Source organism: Streptacidiphilus fuscans (assembly GCF_015690355.1).
GTDB lineage: Bacteria > Actinomycetota > Actinomycetes > Streptomycetales > Streptomycetaceae > Streptacidiphilus > Streptacidiphilus fuscans.
Genome location: NZ_JADPRT010000002.1, coordinates 1 through 16,033 on the forward strand (window position 1 = coordinate 1; position 16,033 = coordinate 16,033).

Annotated in this window: 14 protein-coding genes; 8 read left to right on the plus strand and 6 right to left on the minus strand. The window is 70.7% G+C overall.

What is annotated here, in order from left to right:
• The first annotated feature begins 227 nt into the window (after window positions 1-227).
• Window positions 228-857 carry a DUF3887 domain-containing protein gene (locus tag I2501_RS03620; protein WP_196192350.1) on the plus strand — a complete coding sequence of 210 codons (630 nt, stop codon included), beginning with the start codon at window positions 228-230 and terminating at the stop codon, window positions 855-857.
• Window positions 858-906: 49 nt separating this feature from the next.
• Entirely contained in the window at window positions 907-1,245 is a 339-nt protein-coding gene (locus tag I2501_RS03625; RefSeq protein WP_196192351.1) for a PH domain-containing protein, read from the plus strand.
• Window positions 1,246-1,282: 37 nt separating this feature from the next.
• Here the strand turns inward: I2501_RS03625 and I2501_RS40480 are convergent, their stop codons facing one another.
• A complete protein-coding gene (locus I2501_RS40480; RefSeq protein ID WP_196192352.1) occupies window positions 1,283-2,182 on the minus strand; it encodes an ArsR/SmtB family transcription factor in 900 nt (299 codons plus the stop codon).
• Window positions 2,183-2,571: 389 nt separating this feature from the next.
• Between I2501_RS40480 and I2501_RS03635 the strand changes: the two genes are divergently transcribed.
• Entirely contained in the window at window positions 2,572-3,813 is a 1,242-nt protein-coding gene (locus tag I2501_RS03635; protein WP_196192353.1) for a serine hydrolase domain-containing protein, read from the plus strand.
• 164 nt (window positions 3,814-3,977) lie between these two features.
• Window positions 3,978-4,694: a class I SAM-dependent methyltransferase gene (locus I2501_RS03640; RefSeq protein WP_328806181.1), complete on the plus strand. Its 717-nt coding sequence runs from the start codon at window positions 3,978-3,980 to the stop codon at window positions 4,692-4,694.
• On the opposite strand, the gene I2501_RS03645 is transcribed toward I2501_RS03640, so the two are convergent.
• Window positions 4,639-5,835, minus strand: coding sequence for an oxidoreductase (locus I2501_RS03645; RefSeq protein ID WP_196192354.1), 1,197 nt, complete (start codon window positions 5,833-5,835; stop codon window positions 4,639-4,641). The two genes, I2501_RS03640 and I2501_RS03645, sit on opposite strands and share 56 nt — an antisense overlap.
• A 125-nt stretch (window positions 5,836-5,960) precedes the next feature.
• Here I2501_RS03645 and I2501_RS03650 point away from each other — a divergent pair, with 125 nt between their 5' ends.
• From I2501_RS03650 to I2501_RS03665, 4 genes are all read left to right on the plus strand, one after another.
• Window positions 5,961-6,338, plus strand: a complete 378-nt coding sequence (locus I2501_RS03650; RefSeq protein ID WP_196192355.1) for a MerR family transcriptional regulator — start codon at window positions 5,961-5,963, stop codon at window positions 6,336-6,338.
• A 136-nt stretch (window positions 6,339-6,474) separates the two neighbouring features.
• Window positions 6,475-7,062, plus strand: coding sequence for a hypothetical protein (locus I2501_RS03655; RefSeq protein WP_196192356.1), 588 nt, complete (start codon window positions 6,475-6,477; stop codon window positions 7,060-7,062).
• Window positions 7,063-7,161: 99 nt separating this feature from the next.
• The gene (locus I2501_RS03660) at window positions 7,162-8,793 is read left to right on the plus strand and encodes an APC family permease (protein WP_196192357.1); all 1,632 of its coding nucleotides are present in this window, start codon (window positions 7,162-7,164) and stop codon (window positions 8,791-8,793) included.
• 350 nt (window positions 8,794-9,143) lie between these two features.
• Window positions 9,144-11,438: a putative Ig domain-containing protein gene (locus I2501_RS03665; RefSeq protein WP_196192358.1), complete on the plus strand. Its 2,295-nt coding sequence runs from the start codon at window positions 9,144-9,146 to the stop codon at window positions 11,436-11,438.
• A gap of 58 nt (window positions 11,439-11,496) precedes the next feature.
• On the opposite strand, the gene I2501_RS03670 is transcribed toward I2501_RS03665, so the two are convergent.
• The 4 genes from I2501_RS03670 to I2501_RS03685 form a co-directional block, all read right to left on the minus strand.
• Window positions 11,497-13,116: an MFS transporter gene (locus I2501_RS03670; protein ID WP_408022701.1), complete on the minus strand. Its 1,620-nt coding sequence runs from the start codon at window positions 13,114-13,116 to the stop codon at window positions 11,497-11,499.
• Between the two features lie 249 nt (window positions 13,117-13,365).
• On the minus strand, window positions 13,366-13,932 hold the full coding sequence (locus tag I2501_RS03675) for a dihydrofolate reductase family protein (RefSeq protein WP_196192360.1): 567 nt from the start codon (window positions 13,930-13,932) through the stop codon (window positions 13,366-13,368).
• A gap of 142 nt (window positions 13,933-14,074) precedes the next feature.
• Window positions 14,075-14,989, minus strand: coding sequence for an RNA polymerase subunit sigma-70 (locus I2501_RS03680; RefSeq protein ID WP_196192361.1), 915 nt, complete (start codon window positions 14,987-14,989; stop codon window positions 14,075-14,077).
• Between the two features lie 32 nt (window positions 14,990-15,021).
• Window positions 15,022-16,008 carry a serine hydrolase gene (locus I2501_RS03685; RefSeq protein WP_196192362.1) on the minus strand — a complete coding sequence of 329 codons (987 nt, stop codon included), beginning with the start codon at window positions 16,006-16,008 and terminating at the stop codon, window positions 15,022-15,024.
• Window positions 16,009-16,033: the final 25 nt, after the last annotated feature.

Genomic DNA, 16,033 nt, shown 5'->3' on the forward strand with positions numbered 1-16,033 from the left:
ACGCATGCCGGACTGGACCGGCGCCGCCCTGGCCCGCTCGACCGGCTCGGGCGCGGAGGCGGCGTGGTCGGTGCGGCGGCCGTGGATCTCGCAGTACAGGACGCTGTGAGCGACGTTCAGCCAGGTCTCGACCAGCAGGTTGTCGGCCGCGCGCGGGGCGCGTCGGGCGAAGTAGTCTCTGTAAAGGAATCCTTGACAGCTCCTGGCTGTAAAGGCATCCTTTACGCATGGTCGAACCTCCGCGAACCCTTGCCGCCCTGAGCGCCCTGCTCGCCGAGCAGGCCTCGGCCCTGGCCCGGGCGGCCGGGAGCCCGTTGGCGTCGCCCGCCTACCTCGACCTGGTCCGATGCGCCCAGGGCGTCGACGGCCTCGCGGAGCAGGTGCTGAAGCTGTGCGTGCAGCAGAGCCGGGACGCCGGTCATACCTGGCAGGAGCTCGGAGACCTGCTCGGGGTCACCCGGCAGGCCGCGTTCCAGCGGTTCGGCAAACCGATCGACCCCCGGACGGGAGAACTCATGGACAAGACGGTGCACATGACGAACGCCGCAGAACGCGCCATCGCGATCGTCACGGCGGTCCTCGAAGGACGCATGGACGAGGCCCGGCAGTCGTTCAACACCCAGGTGCTGGAGGCGTTCACCGACGAGGTCCGCCTGAGCGGCCTGGCGACCGTCGCCGGCCTCGTCGGCGCGTTCGAGGGCTTCGGCGAGGGCGAGCCTTTCGTCCGCCGGATCGGCGACCACACGGTCGTCGACATTCCGCTGCGCTACGAGGCCGGGGACATGAAGGCCCGCGTCGCGTTCGACATGGACGAGAAGGTCGCCGGGATCGTCATCATCAATCCCGAGACCCCGTGAGAAACCCGCTCCACAGCCCCGAAACTGACTGAACACCAGGAGAAATGAGATGGGCGTGAACACGGCCGCCTACGACGACGGTCTGATCCTCTGCGACGACCAAGGCGTCACCATCCGTCGCTACTACCCGTGGGGATCCAAGCAGATCCCCTACGCCGCCATCAAAGGCGTCCAGACGCTCTCCCTGACCGGCCCGAACGCGATCCGCCGGTGGCGCATCTGGGGCTCGGGCGACTTCATCCACTGGTGGAACCTCGACCCGCGGCGTCCCAGCAAGGACACCGCACTCGTCCTCGACGCCGGAGGCCGGGTGCGACCGACCATCACGCCGGACGACCCTGCGGCTGTGGCCCGCATCCTCGCCGAAAGGATCAAGGGCAGGAGTTGACCACTCCCACGCCGGTGAACAGAGGCGGCTGCGCTGCTCACAACCGCTGGTAGAGAACGTGGCGGGAGCGGCGTGTTCGGGTGACGACCCCGGCGCGGTGGAGGATCTGCAGATGGTACGAGACGGTCGCCGGGCTCAGGTGGACGCGCTCCGCGATCTCCGTGGTCGAGCGGGGCTGGCTCAGTTCGGCCAGGATGGTCGCCCGCGCCGCGCCGATGAGTTCCCCTGACGGCACCTGACGGTCGTCAGGCCCCAGCGGATAGGCGAGGTGCGGGATCTGCCGGTCCGGTGCGTCCGGGAGGTCGGCCGTCTGCACCAGAGCCCGGGGAGTGAAGGCACTCGGCGTCAGGATCAGACCGTCCGCCTCGACGGTCTTGTCGAACTGCACGCCCGCGGGCAGGTGCACGATCAGCGTTCCGTCGCGCAATTCGAGGTTGTGGGCCAGGCGGCTCAGCATGTCCGCGAGTCCGTCGCGGGCGATCGCCATGGCCCGCGCCGCGACGTCGGCCTCCATCCGAGCGCGGAGTGCCGGCCAGTCAGGAGCCATGGCCGCGTGCCAGAAGCGTTCCATCTCCTCCGCGAGCCGATGGGCGAGATGGTCCTCGCCGCGCTCCAGGGTCTGCAGGAAGACACGCGGCGGCCGACGGGAGGACCTCTCGTCCCAGACCGAGGCGCCGAACGCCGCCGACAGGTCGTAGCGGACCCGGTCCGCCGGGGTGGTCGCGACCTGGTGCAACGCCGCCTCCAGACTCACCTGGGGGCCCTGCGACGCGGGCCGCAGGAAGTCCGTGCCGACCGCTCCGACCACGGCCAACAGGCCTAACCGGTGCTCGACCAGCGTCTCGGTGGCCTTGGCCCGCCAGCGTGCGGTCAGCCAGCCCGGGGCGTGGTCGCGCAGGAAGAGGAGCTGCCCCGCCGGATCCAGCACGGGAATCACGAACCTGACGGATCCCAGTCCGTGATGACCCAGAACGATGCGAATCACGAGCGGCCCCCTGGCGGTCTCGCAAGCTCATTAGAAACCCATCGAATCATTCGACCGGCCCAACTGCCGTGCCGTTCCATGGAATCCGTACGGGGGAGCCGACCGGGCCGCCGACCGAGGCGGCCCGGTCCTGCCGCTTCGCGCTCGACCGGTCCAAGCGGCATCCCGACGTCGGGGAACGGCTGATGCCGGGGACGTCCGACCGGTCCTGCCGCGCGAGGGAGGCGGAGAGGGCCGGACGGGTGGACTCGTGGCGTGGTGCACGTAGGCGTGAGGGGTGGGCGCGGGGTTGACGGTGATGATGCCTGGCAAGGTCACCTCCCCGGAAGACTGGAACCCCTATGCCCGCCGTGCGCCGCGCCTCCGCCCGCCGACTCGTTGCCGCCCTGGTCGCCCTCACCGCCGTCGGCTCCGCCGTCGTGGCCGCGCCGTCGGTCCAGGCCGCGCCGCGGCAGGCCGCCCATGCCGCCGCCTTCCGCACCACCGGCCTCCCCTTCGGCACCGCCCGGTCCGCGGACGACTGCCCGCTGGATCCGGCGCTGGTGGCCCGCCTCGACAAGGCGATCGAAGCGGTCCAGAAGGAGACCGGCACCCCCGGCGTGACCGTCGGCCTGTGGATGCCCGGACGTGGTGACTACGTGCGGTCGTTCGGGGTCGCCGACAAGGCGACCGGTGCGCCGATGCGGCCCGACCTCTACATGCGGATCGGCAGCGAGACCAAGACCTTCACGGCCACCGCGGTGCTCGAACTGGTCGACCAGGGCCTGGTCAAGCTGGACGCCCCGATCGCCGCCTACATCGGTGGTGTCCCGAACGGCCGTCACATCACCGTCCGTCAGCTGCTGGAGATGCGCAGCGGTCTGTTCCCGTACAGCGCGGACGCGGGCTTCCAGAAGGCGTTCTTCACCAACCCCTACCAGCCGTTCACCCCGCAGCAGCTGCTGGCGTACGGCTACCGTCACCCCAACCTCTTCGCCCCCGGGGCGAAGTTCCTGTACGACAACAGCAACTACATCCTGCTCGGCCTGCTGGTGGAGAAGTTCGGCAGGATGCCGCTCGCCGACTTCATCCGCGAGCGGGTGCTCAAGCCGTCCCACCTGGACCACACCCTCTTCCCCTTCGCCGCGGAGTTCCCGAGGCCGCACGCCCACGGGTACACCAACCAGACGCTGACCGGCGCGGTCGCCGACTCCACGCACTGGAACCCGAGTTGGGGCTGGGCGGCCGGAGCGATGATCTCCGACCTGCGGGACCTGCACGCCTGGGCCAAGGACGTGGCCACCGGCACGCTGCTCTCGCCTGCCACCCAGGCGCAGCGGCTGAACTTCGTCCCGGTGGCGGGCTTCGCCGACGGTGGCTACGGCCTCGGTCTCTTCGAGACGCACGGCTGGCGCGGCCACAACGGCTCGCTGCCCGGCTACGAGAGCGTGACGGTGTACCTGCCGCAGCAGGACGCCACGCTGGTGATCCTGCTCAACACCGACATCCTCTACAAGGGCACCGAGCCCAGCACGCTGTTCGCGCAGGCGGTCACGTCGATCGCGACCCCGGACAACGTGTACACGCTCCCGAACGAGGGCTGAGCGAACGCCTCGGAACCGCAGAGCCGGCGGTCGGCGTCCTCGGGGTGAACCTGGCACCACCCTCGGAACGGGTGCTGGCACCGACGACAACGGCGGTGCCGGACAGGGAGGGTGGAGCGACGGCCGCCGGGGACCCGGTGGCCACCACGCCTCCGAGGAGACCAGTGACCGCCCTGACCGTGCCGGACCCGTCCACCGCTCTCGCCTCCGGCGCCGCCCTCGCCGCTCAGGCTTCGCGCGCCTCGCCGGCCTCCCACTCCTCGCGGAGGAATCTGTGGCGCGGTGTCGCCTGCGCCTCGGCCGCGGCGGCGATGGCCGCCTGGTGGATGACCGACACGGCGCCCTACCCGTACTCCCAGCGCTGGCTGCTCGACCTGCCGCTCCCTTTCCTGTCGCTGCGGCGGCTCGACCGGATGCTGATGCCGTCCCCCGGGATGCGCGTACTCGAGATCGGCCCGGGGACCGGACTGCAGTCCCTGCACGTCGCGCCGCAGCTCGGCGAGCGGGGACGGCTGGACGTGGTCGACGTCCAGCAGCCGATGCTCGACCATGTCAGCGCCCGCGCGGCCAAGTTGGGGGTCGGGAACATCGTCCCCACCTTGGCCGACGCGCACAGCCTGCCGTTCGAGGACGAGACCTTCGACGCGGCCTATCTGGTGACCGCGATCGGCGAGATCCCGGAACCGGCCGTCACGCTGGGCGAGCTGCGCCGCGTGCTGAAGCCCGCCGGGAGGCTGGTGGTCGGTGAGTTCTTCGACCGGCACCAGATCCGCCCCGCCCGGCTGATCGCGCACGCGGACAGCGCCCGGCTCCATGTCACGCAGATCATCGGACCGCCGTTCGCGTACTACGCCGCACTGCGTCCGTGCGGCGCGGCGTAGGCAGGCCGGTCGGGAGGTCGGTCGAGAGGTCGGCCAGCGTCGGGTAGTCGGTGTAGCCGGTCTCGCCGCCGACGTACATGAAGTACTGGTCGCGCAGGGGGTTGAGCGGCGCCCCGATGCGCAGGCGCTCGACCAGGTCCGGGTTGGCCAGGAACGGACGGCCCAGCGAGATCAGGTCGGCCCCGGCGGCCAGCAGCCGCTCGGCGGCGGCTCGGCCGCCGTCGGCGGGGAGCGGTCCGCCCCAGCCCAGGACCGGGTTGGCGACGAGCGTGCCGCGCCAGGACCGGCGGATCCGCTGGAAGAGCGGCTGGTCGGGGTCGGCGAAGACGACGTGCAGGTACGCGAGTTCGGCACCGGGGCCGAGGTCGGCCAGGGCGTCGAGCAGGGCGGGGTAGACGGCGTCGGTGTCGCCCTCCTCGATGCCGTTGACGGTCACTCCGGGCGAGATCCGCAGCCCCACCCGCTCCGCGCCGACGGCTTCGACGACGGCGCGGACGACCTCGACGACGAACCGCACGCGGCCTGCGACGTCACCGCCGTAGGCGTCGGTCCGGTGGTTGGTCCCCTGCGCGAGGAACTGGTGGAGCAGGTAGCCGTTGGCCGCGTGCACCTCGACGCCGTCGAACCCGGCCTCGATCGCCATCCGTGCGGCGGCCGCGAAGTCGGCGACGGTGGAGCGGATCTCCTCGACCGTCAGCTCGCGCGGCACGACCGCGGGCTGCGAGCCGTCGGCGGTGTGGACGGTGTCCGGCAGCGGGACGGGCGAGGGCGCGACGGGGACCAGCCCGCTGTTGGCGGGGTGGCCCACCCGGCCGCCGTGCTGCAGCTGCAGGAACATCCGCCCACCCGCCGCGCGCACGGCGTCCGTGACCCGTCGCCATCCGGCGACGTGGGACGGCTCGTGGATACCCGGGATGTTGGGGTAGGTCCGGCCCACGGCGCTCGGCGTGGCCGCCTCGGCGACGATCAACCCGGCCGAGGCGCGCTGGGCGTAGTACGTCGCCATGACGGGTTCCGGCGTTCCGTCGGCCGCGGCACGGTTGCGGGTCATCGGCGCCATCACCAGGCGGTTGGGCAGGCGCAGCCGCTCGCCGAGGGTGTAGGGGTCGAAGAGCGTGGAAGGCGTGGTTGAGTTCGTCATGCAGGGACGGTAAAAGGTGACATCAGTGTGAGGTTCAAGTCCCTCGCGCGGCAGCACACGGCAGCACACGGCAGAACGCAGCAGCACAGCAGAACACGGCACGACACGGAAACGGGGGTGGGCCCATGCGCATCGGCGAACTGGCCCGGCGCAGCGGGGTGAGCGAGCGGTCGCTGCGGTACTACGAGACCCAGGACCTGCTGAGGTCCGTCCGCACGCCAGGCGGCCAGCGCGACTTCGGCGAGTGGGCCGTCGACCGCGTCATCCGGATCCAGGCCCTCTACGCGGCCGGGCTGAACAGCAAGAAGATCGCCCAGCTCCTGCCCTGCATGCGCGACGCGGACGGCGCTCCCAACGAGATCGCGACCCACCAGCTCGTCGACGAACTCGTGGCGGAGCGCGACCGCATCGACCGCATGATCAAGGAGCTGCACCGCTCGCGCGACATCCTCACCGAGGTCATCGACACGGCGTCGGACTCCCTCCCGGTCGACGGCAGCTGACCCCGTCCCGGCTCGCCGTTCCCCTGCCGGGTGGAACCGGCAGGGGCCGGATGGGCGTCTTACCAGGCAGGAAGTCAGCTGTATCGGTGCAGGTCAGGCCGGGTGGCTGAGCCGGCTGCGGGTCCGGGGGAGACGGATGAGCGCACGGCTGGGGGAGCGGTCCGGGAGCCTGGCGGGGAGCATCCTGGGGATGGGGCTCGCCGTCGTGGTGGCGGTGGTGATGTGGCACATGCTGGTGGTGACGTGGGAGGGGTTCGGCGCGGCGGCGGGGATCGGTGGGACGCAGGGGCACTACACCGCCACGTCGTGCGAGAGCATCGACATGGGCAGCGGGGACAACTCCTCGACGGCGTGGCGGTGTGTGGGAACCTTCCGGTCCGACGACGGGCGGGTCGTCCGCACGGGGGTGACGCTGCCCGACAGCGGCGCGCAGGTGGGGGTTCCGACCCGCATGATCGACACCAACGGCGAGTTCATCCTGCCCGGCCACACCAGCGTCTTCTGGCAGTTCCTGGAGATGGCGTTCTGGTGGGTGCTGGGCTTCGGGGTCCTGGCCGTCCTCTTCGGGTTCGGCATGTCGGGCATCGAGAACGCCGGTGGCGGCGCGCTGGTCGGGACGTGGTACGCCCTGTGCAGCGGGGCGTGCCGGGGGACGGCTGTTCTGGCCGTCGCGGGCCTGCTGCTGGCTCTGCCGGTGGGGTTCGTGGTCTCGATCGTGTTGTAGCTCGCCCCGAATAGCCAAGATGGTTCGTCAACAATCCCTGTGGGTAGGCCAGTTCGACAGGTCCTCGACAACCTCGACAGCCCAGGGGAGGCGGCAGTCATGGTCACCGAGCCGGTTCTGGCCAAGCCCGCACGGCAGGACGATCTGCTGCGCAAACGGTTGGGGTTCTGGTCGCTGCTCGCGGCCGGGCTCGGGAGTGTGGTCGGGTCCGGCTGGCTGCTGGCGTCGATGTACGCGGCGCAGGCTGCCGGGCCTTCGGCGTTGCTGGCATGGGTGATCGGCGGCGTCTGCATGCTGCTCGTCGGCCTGGTCTTCGCCGAACTCGGCATGGTGAAGCCGGAGTCGGGCGGGCTGGTGCGCTACCCGCTCTACAGCAACGGCAGGTTGGCGGCGGCGGTGGTCGGCTGGTCGATGTGGGTGGGCTACATCGGCAACCCGCCGACCGAGGCCGCCGGTGTGCTCCAGTACGCCAGCGCGTACCTCCCGGGGATGTACCACGGAAAGTCGCTGACCGGCCTCGGGATCCTGGCCGCCGGTGGGTTGATGCTGGTCTTCGTCCTGATCAACTACTTCGGCGTCGCGCTCTTCGCGCGCACCAACAACGTCGTGACCGCGATCAAGATCCTGGTTCCCACCACCACCGCGATCGTGCTCATCGCCACCGGCTTCCAGTCCGGCAACTTCGGTCACCAGCACGGCGGTCTGGCCCCCTACGGCTGGTCCACCGCCCTGTCGACGATCGCCACCGCCGGGATCGTGTTCGCGTACACGGGGTTCCGCAACGTCGTCGAACTCTCCGGTGAGGCCCGCAATCCGCGGCGCAACGTACCGGCCGCGCTGATCACCACGATCGTGGTGTGCATCGTGCTGTACCTGGCGCTGCAGACCGCGTTCCTCGGGGCGGTGCCGGGACACCTGCTGGGCAGCGGCTGGCACGGGGTCAACCTCAACTCGCCGTTCGCCAACCTGGCGATGCTGCTCAACCTGTCCTGGCTGTACTGGATCCTGATCGCCGACTCGATGGTCTCGCCGTCCGGTTCGGCGATCGTCTACACCGCCGCCAACGCCCGCAACAGCTTCGGCCTGGCCAAGAACGGGTTCTTCCCGGAGTGGGTGATGAAGGTCGACCCGCGCTGGCGCGTCCCGGTCCGGGCGCTGGCCATCAACTTCGTCGTGGGGTTGGCATTCCTGCTGCCGCTGCCGAGTTGGCACGCGATCATCGGGGTGACCGGCACGCTCGCCGTCTTCACGTTCGCGATCGGCTCGGTGTCGGTGATCGCCTTCCGTCGTTGCGAGGTCGGTGACGCGGGCACCCGGATCGGCGCGATGCAGTTCGTCGCGCCGGCCGCGTTCGTGGTCTCGTCGCTGGTGATCTTCTGGGCCTCGTGGCCGACGCTGCTGAAGACGATTCCGATCGTGGCGGTGGGCCTGGTGCTCTACGGGCTCAACTACTTCCGGAACCGCAGCAGCGTCGGCGACTTTCGCGCCGGGATCTGGCTGCCGGTGTACCTGGGCGCGATGTACGTGCTGTCCGTGCTGGGCAGCTTCGGCGGCCACCACGTGCTCCCGGCTCCGTGGGACAGCGTGACGGTGGGCGTCGTCGCGCTGGGGATCTACGTGTGGGCGGTGCGGAGCGCGGTCACGCACATGTCCGCGGACCCGGACCGTACCGCCGCGTTGCGCGCGGAGGCCGCGGCGGACCGCGCGCGGCAGGAGTCGGCGGCGGGGTAGCGCGGGAGGCGAAGCAGGAGGCAAAGCAGGAGGCAAAGCAGGAGGTAAAGCGGGACAATCCAGCACACTCGTCCGCCCCAGGGGTCGCGCGCCTGGGGCGGATTGGCGTGTGTGGGTGACAAGAGTTCATCAACTGGTTCTCTTCCGGGTGGACGCCGGTCTGGCGGAATCCGCCCGTGCACGCGACTCTTTCCGGCATTGGGCTAGCCCAATGGTCGAGGCCGACGGCTCGCATCGCGCGGCTCAAATCGCACAGCGCACAGCACAGCACGGCACCGCAAAGCGCACAGCGCACAGCAATGCACAGCACCGCTGACACCCCGTCACCCGCACGCCCCTCAGCTCCCCTCATGCCTGGAGGCACCCTGATGTTCGGCAGGCTCAGAACCCCACGACCCTGGCTCGGCCGGGTCGTCGTAGCGGCAGCGCTCGGCGCGGCCGTGACCGTCCCGGTCACGCTGGCCGGGCCGGCGGTCGCCGCGACCACCAGCGCGAACCTGATCCTCAACGGCGACGCCGAGACCGGCCAGTGCTCGCCGGGCGGGTGGGAGGAGACGACCGTCCCCGGTTGGCAGATCACCTCCGGCGACCCGGTCATCGACTGCTACAACTCGACGAACGTCGCCAACACCACCACGCCCGGCGCGCAGGGCACGTCGTACTTCCAGGGCGGCTCGCGCGGCTCCTCGGAGATGGTGCAGACGGTGGACGTGTCGTCCGCCGCCTCGGCGATCGACGCCGGGGGCGTGTCCTCGACGCTGTCCGGCTACCTCGGCGGCGTGGGCAGCTACGGCGACGCGGCGCAGGTGACCGCGACCTATCTGGACGCCAACGGCGCCTCCCTCGGCACCAGCGTGATCGGCCCGGTCACCCCGGCGATGCGCGGCAACACCACCGAGCTGCTGAACGAGACCGCGAACGGCGCGGTGCCCACGGGCACCCGTTCGATCAAGGTCGCCGTCGACTTCACCATGACGGGCACGCAGAACGACGGCCTGGCCGACAACCTCTCGCTCACGCTCGACACGGCGGTGACGGCTCCGACGCTGACCGTCCCGACCTCGACCGTGCCCGGGTACGACCACGTCTTCGTCGTGATGATGGAGAACAACAACTACTCGGCCAGCTCCAACACCGCCGACGGCGGCGCGGGGATCATCGGCAACTCCAGCGCGCCCTACATCAACAACACGCTGCTGCCGATGGGTTCGCTGCTGACGAACTACCACGGCAACACCCACAGCTCGGACCCGAACTACGAGGCCATCGCCTTCGGCAACTCCTACGGGCGCAGCAACCACAGCACGCCGGGCGCCGACTGCATCACCAACCCGGCCTGCGCGGCGACCAACCCGGGGCTGAACGACAACCTCGACGCGGCGGGCAAGAGCTGGAAGCAGTACGTCCAGAGCCAGACCAGCAACTGCGAGACCAGCAACAGCGGCAACTACGAGTCGGACGACGTCCCGTTCTACTACGACCCGAAGATGCAGAGCGAGAACGCCTACTGCCAGGCGCACTGGCAGCCGCTGCCGCAGCTGCTGAACACGGACCTGAAGTCGGCGTCGACCACCCCGGCGTTCGTCTGGGCGGACGCGGACTCCTGCAACGACATGGAAGGCTGCGGGATCGCGGCCGGTGACACCTGGCTGAGCCAGACCCTGCCGGACCTCTTCAACTCCCCGGCGTGGACCACGCAGAAGTCGCTGCTGGTGCTGACCTGGGACGAGGACGGGGCCAACTCGCCCGGCGGCTTCGGTCCGGGCCAGTCGAACCAGGTCGCCACCATCGTCATCGGCTCGCAGGGCACGGTGAAGGCGGGCTACCAGGACTCGAACCGGTACGACCACTACAGCACCGCGCGGGTGATCGAGGGCGCGCTCGGTCTGCCGTCGATGACCAACAACGACAAGTGGGCCACCCCGTACAACGAGGTCTTCACCGGCGGCGGTTCGAGCACCGGCGACACCGTGACGGTCACCGACCCGGGTGCGCAGACCGCGACTCCGGGCACGGCGATCAGCCCGCTGCAGATCCAGGCGTCCGACTCCGCGAGCGGGCAGACGCTCAGCTACGCCGCCACCGGCCTGCCCGCGGGCCTGTCGATCGACTCCGGCACCGGGCAGATCACCGGCACGCCGACCACCGCCGGCAGCAGCTCCGTCACCGTCACGGCGACGGACGGCACCGGCGCGTCGGGCAGCACCAGCTTCACCTGGACCGTCGGTTCCGGCACCACCAACCTGATCACCGGCGGTGACTTCGAGTCCGGCAACCTGCCCGGCTGGGCCGTGCACGACGCGAGCGTCGTCACCGACGCCAACGCGCACAGCCCCACGCACGACCTGCAGCTGAACGCGCCGAGCGGCGGCTACGCCACCATGGAGTACACGGTGAGCGGTCTCTCGCCGAACACCACCTACGTGTACTCGGGCTGGGTCCGCACCGGCGGTGCCAGCACCAGCCTCGGCGTGAAGAACTACGGCGGCTCCCAGGTCTCGGCGCACAGCACGGCCACGTCCTGGACCCAGCTGTCCGACACCTTCACCACCGGCGCGAGCAACACCAGCGCCACCGTCTTCTGCTATCTGCCGAAGGGCCAGGCCACGTCGAGCTGCGACGACCTGTCGCTCGTCGCGAGCTGACCATGTGAAAGCCGAGAGCGGCGCGGCCCTGCGAGGGGCCGCGCCGCTCACGCGTGTGTCACCCCTTGGCGACCAGGTGCGGCGCCGAACCCGGCTGCCCCGGGCGGGCGGTGAGGGCCGAGGCGACCGCCGCGACCAGGCAGGCGGCGAGGGCGAACCAGAAGGCGACCGCCAGGCCGTCCTGGAACGGGCCGGTGACCAGGTGCGGGAAGAAGTTCCGGCCGGTCAGGTAGTTCGCCTTGGTGGCGGGCAGGTGCTGGAGCACCTGCGGGCCGAGCAGCTGCCGGATCGGGTTGTACCCGAGGAAGGCGGCGAAGAGCACGGCCAGCGGCGGGAGTTGGGCGACCTTGGCGGCGACGGCCGGGGGCACGTCCTGGGCGACCAGGCCGTGGTCGAGCGCGCCGGGCAGACTCCCGGCCAGACCGAGGACGATCAGGCTGAAGAAGAGGCCGATCGACAGCACCATCGCCGCGTTCTGGAACGTCGCGGTCATGCCCGCGCCGACGCCGCGCTGCCGGGCGGGCACCGAGTTCATGATCTCGGCCCGGTTGGGTGAGGCGAACAGGCCCGCGCCCAGGCCGTTCAGCGCCAGGATCGACGCGAAGGCCCAGTAGGGGAAGTCGACCGGCAGCAGCATCAGCAGGCCGAAGCTGGCCGCGTTCAGCAGCGCGCCCGCGATGGTGAAGAACCGGGAGCCGAAGCGGTCCGACAGCAGACCGGAGATCGGCGCGGCCACCAGCAGCCCGACGGTCAGCGGGATCATGTAGATCCCGGCCCACAGCGGCGTCTGCTCGAAGCTGTAGCCGTGCAGCGGCAGCCAGATGCCCTGGAGCCAGATCACCAGGATGAACTGCAGCCCGCCGCGCCCGAGCGCGGTGAGCAGGCTGGCGAGGTTGCCCGCGGCGAAGGTCCGCACGCGGAACAGCGAGAGGTCGAAGAGCGGCTCGGCGACCCGCGCCTCGATCACGCAGAAGACGATCAGCAGCAGGATCCCGACGCCCATGGCGGTGAGCACCCACGGGTTGCCCCAGCCGGTGGTCGCGCCGTGGTACGGCTGGATGCCGTAGGTGATGCCGACCAGCACGGTGATCAGACCGGCGGCGAAGGTGAGGTTGCCCCACCAGTCGATCGCGGCCGGCTGCCGGTGGCCGGTGTCCTTGAGCTTGAGGTACGCCCAGACCGAGCCGAAGACGCCGACCGGCACCGACACCAGGAACACCCAGCGCCAGCCGACCGGACCGAGGATGCCGCCCAGCATCAGGCCGATGAACGCGCCGGATATGCCCGCGATGACGTTGATGCCCAGCGCGGTCCCGCGCTGCCGCGCGGGGAACGCGTCGGTGATGATGGCGGTCGAGTTGGCGAAGATCAGCGCACCGCCGACCCCCTGGACCACGCGCCAGCCGATCAGCCACAGCGCCGCCTGCGTCCCGCTGCCCCAGGTGAGGGAGAGCAGAATGGAGCAGCCGGTGAAGACGGCGAAGCCGAGGTTGTACATCCTGACCCGGCCGAACATGTCCCCGAGCCGCCCGAAGGACACCACCAGAACGGCGGTGACCACCATGAAGCCCATCATCATCCACAGCAGGTAGCTGGTGTTGTGCGGGTCGAGCGGGTCCAGGTGGATGCCGTCGAAGATGTTCGGCATGGCGATCAGCACGATGGACTGATTGATCATCACCATCAGCATGCCGAGGGTGGTGTTCGACAGAGCGACCCACTTGTACCGGGGTCCGTGCGGGTGGTCGGCGGCTTGCGACGCCTCCGCCGCCTCCGATGCCGCCGGCGCCTCGGATGGAGTTCTGCCCGGCGGAGAGTCCGCGGGTGAGTTGTGCATGGATGGCCCCCTTCGATTGATGCCCTGTGCAACTATTTCAGCTCGAAGGGGGCACTGTCATCCGGCGCTCGAAGCGGCGGTGTGCGCCGGTCAGCGCGCGGCGGTCCTGCGATAGCGGGTGCGGACCAGCGGACCGGCCAACTCGGCCTGCACGGCATCCAGTTCCTGATGCGGGCCGTCGGCGGGGAAGAGCCTGCGCCCGCCGCCCACCAGGATCGGGAAGGTGAGCAGCCGGTACTCGTCGACGAGGTCCGCTGCGGCGAGCTGGTCGACGATCCCGTAGCTGCCCGCGACGACGACGTCGCGCCGCTCGCCCTTGACCGACTCGACCAGATCGCCGTCCAGCAGACGGGAGTTGGACCAGACGCCCAGGTCCGCGTCGGTGAGCGTGCGGGAGGCGACGAGCTTCGGCGCGGCGTTCATCCGCGCGGCGAAGTCGTCGTCCCGAGCCGGCCACAGGGTGGCGAAGCGCTGCCAGGTCGTGCGGCCGAGCAGGAGCACCCCGTCCTCAAGGACGGGGCCGATCCCGAACTTGTCCCCGGTGATGGCCTCCGGGCCGTACCGGTAGAGCCAGCCGCCCTGCGGGGTTCCGGCGGACCCGTCCGGGTCCGTCACGCCGCCGTCCAGGGTGGTGAAGCTGACAACGATGACGCTCATGGCGGTGATCTCCTCTGTCTCGGTGCTGCGCCCGATCGGAGCTGTGCTCGATCGGTGCTGTGCTCACCGGTACATACCGGCGGCACCACCGGAACTCATCGCCGTCTGGCGGCGACGCGCGGAAACCCCTCCGCAGATTCCGCTACGGCAGGCCGAAGGAGTCCAGCACCCGGGCGTCGGTGAAGACGACGTTGTGGCGCAGCAGGCCGTCGGTGACCGAGAAGACCTGAACCGAGTGCAGCCGCCGTCCGCCGGTGGCCGGGTCGGGGAGGTAGGCCGCCAGGGCGGGCTGGCCGTTGGCGGTGGTCGTCCGCATCGTCCAGTTTGTCCCGCGCATCGCGAAGGCCCGCTCCGTGAATTGCCCGTAGTGGGCCGGTCCGAGCAGCCACAGCGGGAGCGGCGGCATCTCCAGGACGACGTCCTCGGCCAGCAGCCGCACCAGCTCGGGCACGTCGGCCGCCTCGAACGCCCGCGCGTAGCGCTGCACCACCGCCTGGACCTCGGGATCGTCCGGCTCGCGCAGCCCCGTCACGTCGCCGCCGCCCGGCACCTCCCTGAGCGCGGCGCGGGCGCGTTGCAGCGCGCTGTTGACCGAGGGGACCGTCGTGTCGAGCTGCTCGGCGACCTCGGCCGCGCTGAACTGCAGCACCTCGCGCAGCACCAGCACCGCCCGCTGCCGCGCGGAGAGGAACTGCACCGCCGCGACCCAGGCGAGCCGCAGGTCGGCCCGCGCCTCCACGTCGAACCGCGCGTCGGGGAACGGTTCCAGCCACGGCACGTCGAGCGCGGGCGTCAGCGGCGCCCCGGGATCGTCACCGGGCGCGCCGATCCCGGATGGCAGCGGACGGCGCCCGCGCCCCTCCAGTGCGGTCAGGCAGACGTTGGTCGCGATCCGGTAGAGCCAGGTGCGGACCGAAGCGCGCGCGGGGTCGTAGCGGTCCTGCGCCTTCCAGGCGCGCAGCAGCGTCTCCTGGGTCAGGTCCTCGGCCTCGTGGAAGGAGCCCAGCATCCGGTAGCAGAAGGCCAGCAGCTCGGCTCGGTACGGCTCGGCGTCCACCCGGCCATCATGCCCCACCCGATGGCTCCCGGTCAGGAGGCGCCCAGCGTGGTCGCGGCGTCGCGGGCCACCGTCTCGGTGAGCGCGATGCCCGCGTCCTCGGTCGGGTCGTCGTCGGTGAGGACGACGATCAGCAGGCCCTGTCCCGTCGCGCGGGTGACGCTGCCGATGCTGTTGACGACCCAGCTGCCGTCGGGTCGGGGCAGCCAGCCGTTCTTCAGCGCGGACTGGGTGCCGGGGACGGCGCTGACGCCCCAGGCCTGGTCGGCCTCCACCTGTCCCATCAGCTGCTGCATCAGCGTGCGCGAGGACCGGTCCAGCGCCGAGTCGCTGGTGAACACCTGCCGGAGCAGCCGCAGTTGGTCGGCGGCGGTGGTGCGGGTCAGCCCCCAGCTGGGCGCGTCGACGGTGGTGTCGGTCAGGCCGAACCGGGTGTTCGCCGAGGTCAGGCCCCACGCGCCGCCTGCCTGCCGGAACAGCGCGTCGGCGGCGTCGTTGTCGCTGTTCTCGATCATCTGCGTGGCCAGGGCGAGTTGACCGGACGTCAGCCCGGTGTGGCCGTCGTCCTGGCGGGCGAGCAGCAAGGTCGCCAGGATGTCGACCTTGCAGATGCTGGCCGTGACGAACCGGTGCGAGGTGTAGCCGCGCAGGAGCGTGGCGCCGTTGCCGAGGTCCAGCGCGGCGACGGCAAGGTGGCCGGGCACGTGCCCGAGTGCCTGGGTGAGCGCGAGGCCGGCCGAGGCGGCGTCCGACGACGGGGACCGTCGTGGGGTGGTGACGGCGGCGTGCCGGGCGGTGTGGGCGACGGTGCGCGTCGGTGCGTGGGCCGGGCGGGCCGAGGGAACGGCTGGGGCCGGGTGGGCGGACTGCTGCCAGGCCTGCACGGCGTTCGCTGCGGCCACGGGGTCGGGGGTCTGCCGCAGGAGCAGGGCCGCGAGCACGACGGCGGTCAGCGCCACGACGCCGACAGCCGAGCAGAACCAGAGTCTGCCGCGGCCGGACTGCGGTTGCATGATCATGAGGCCCCGCTTCCGGGCGACGTGC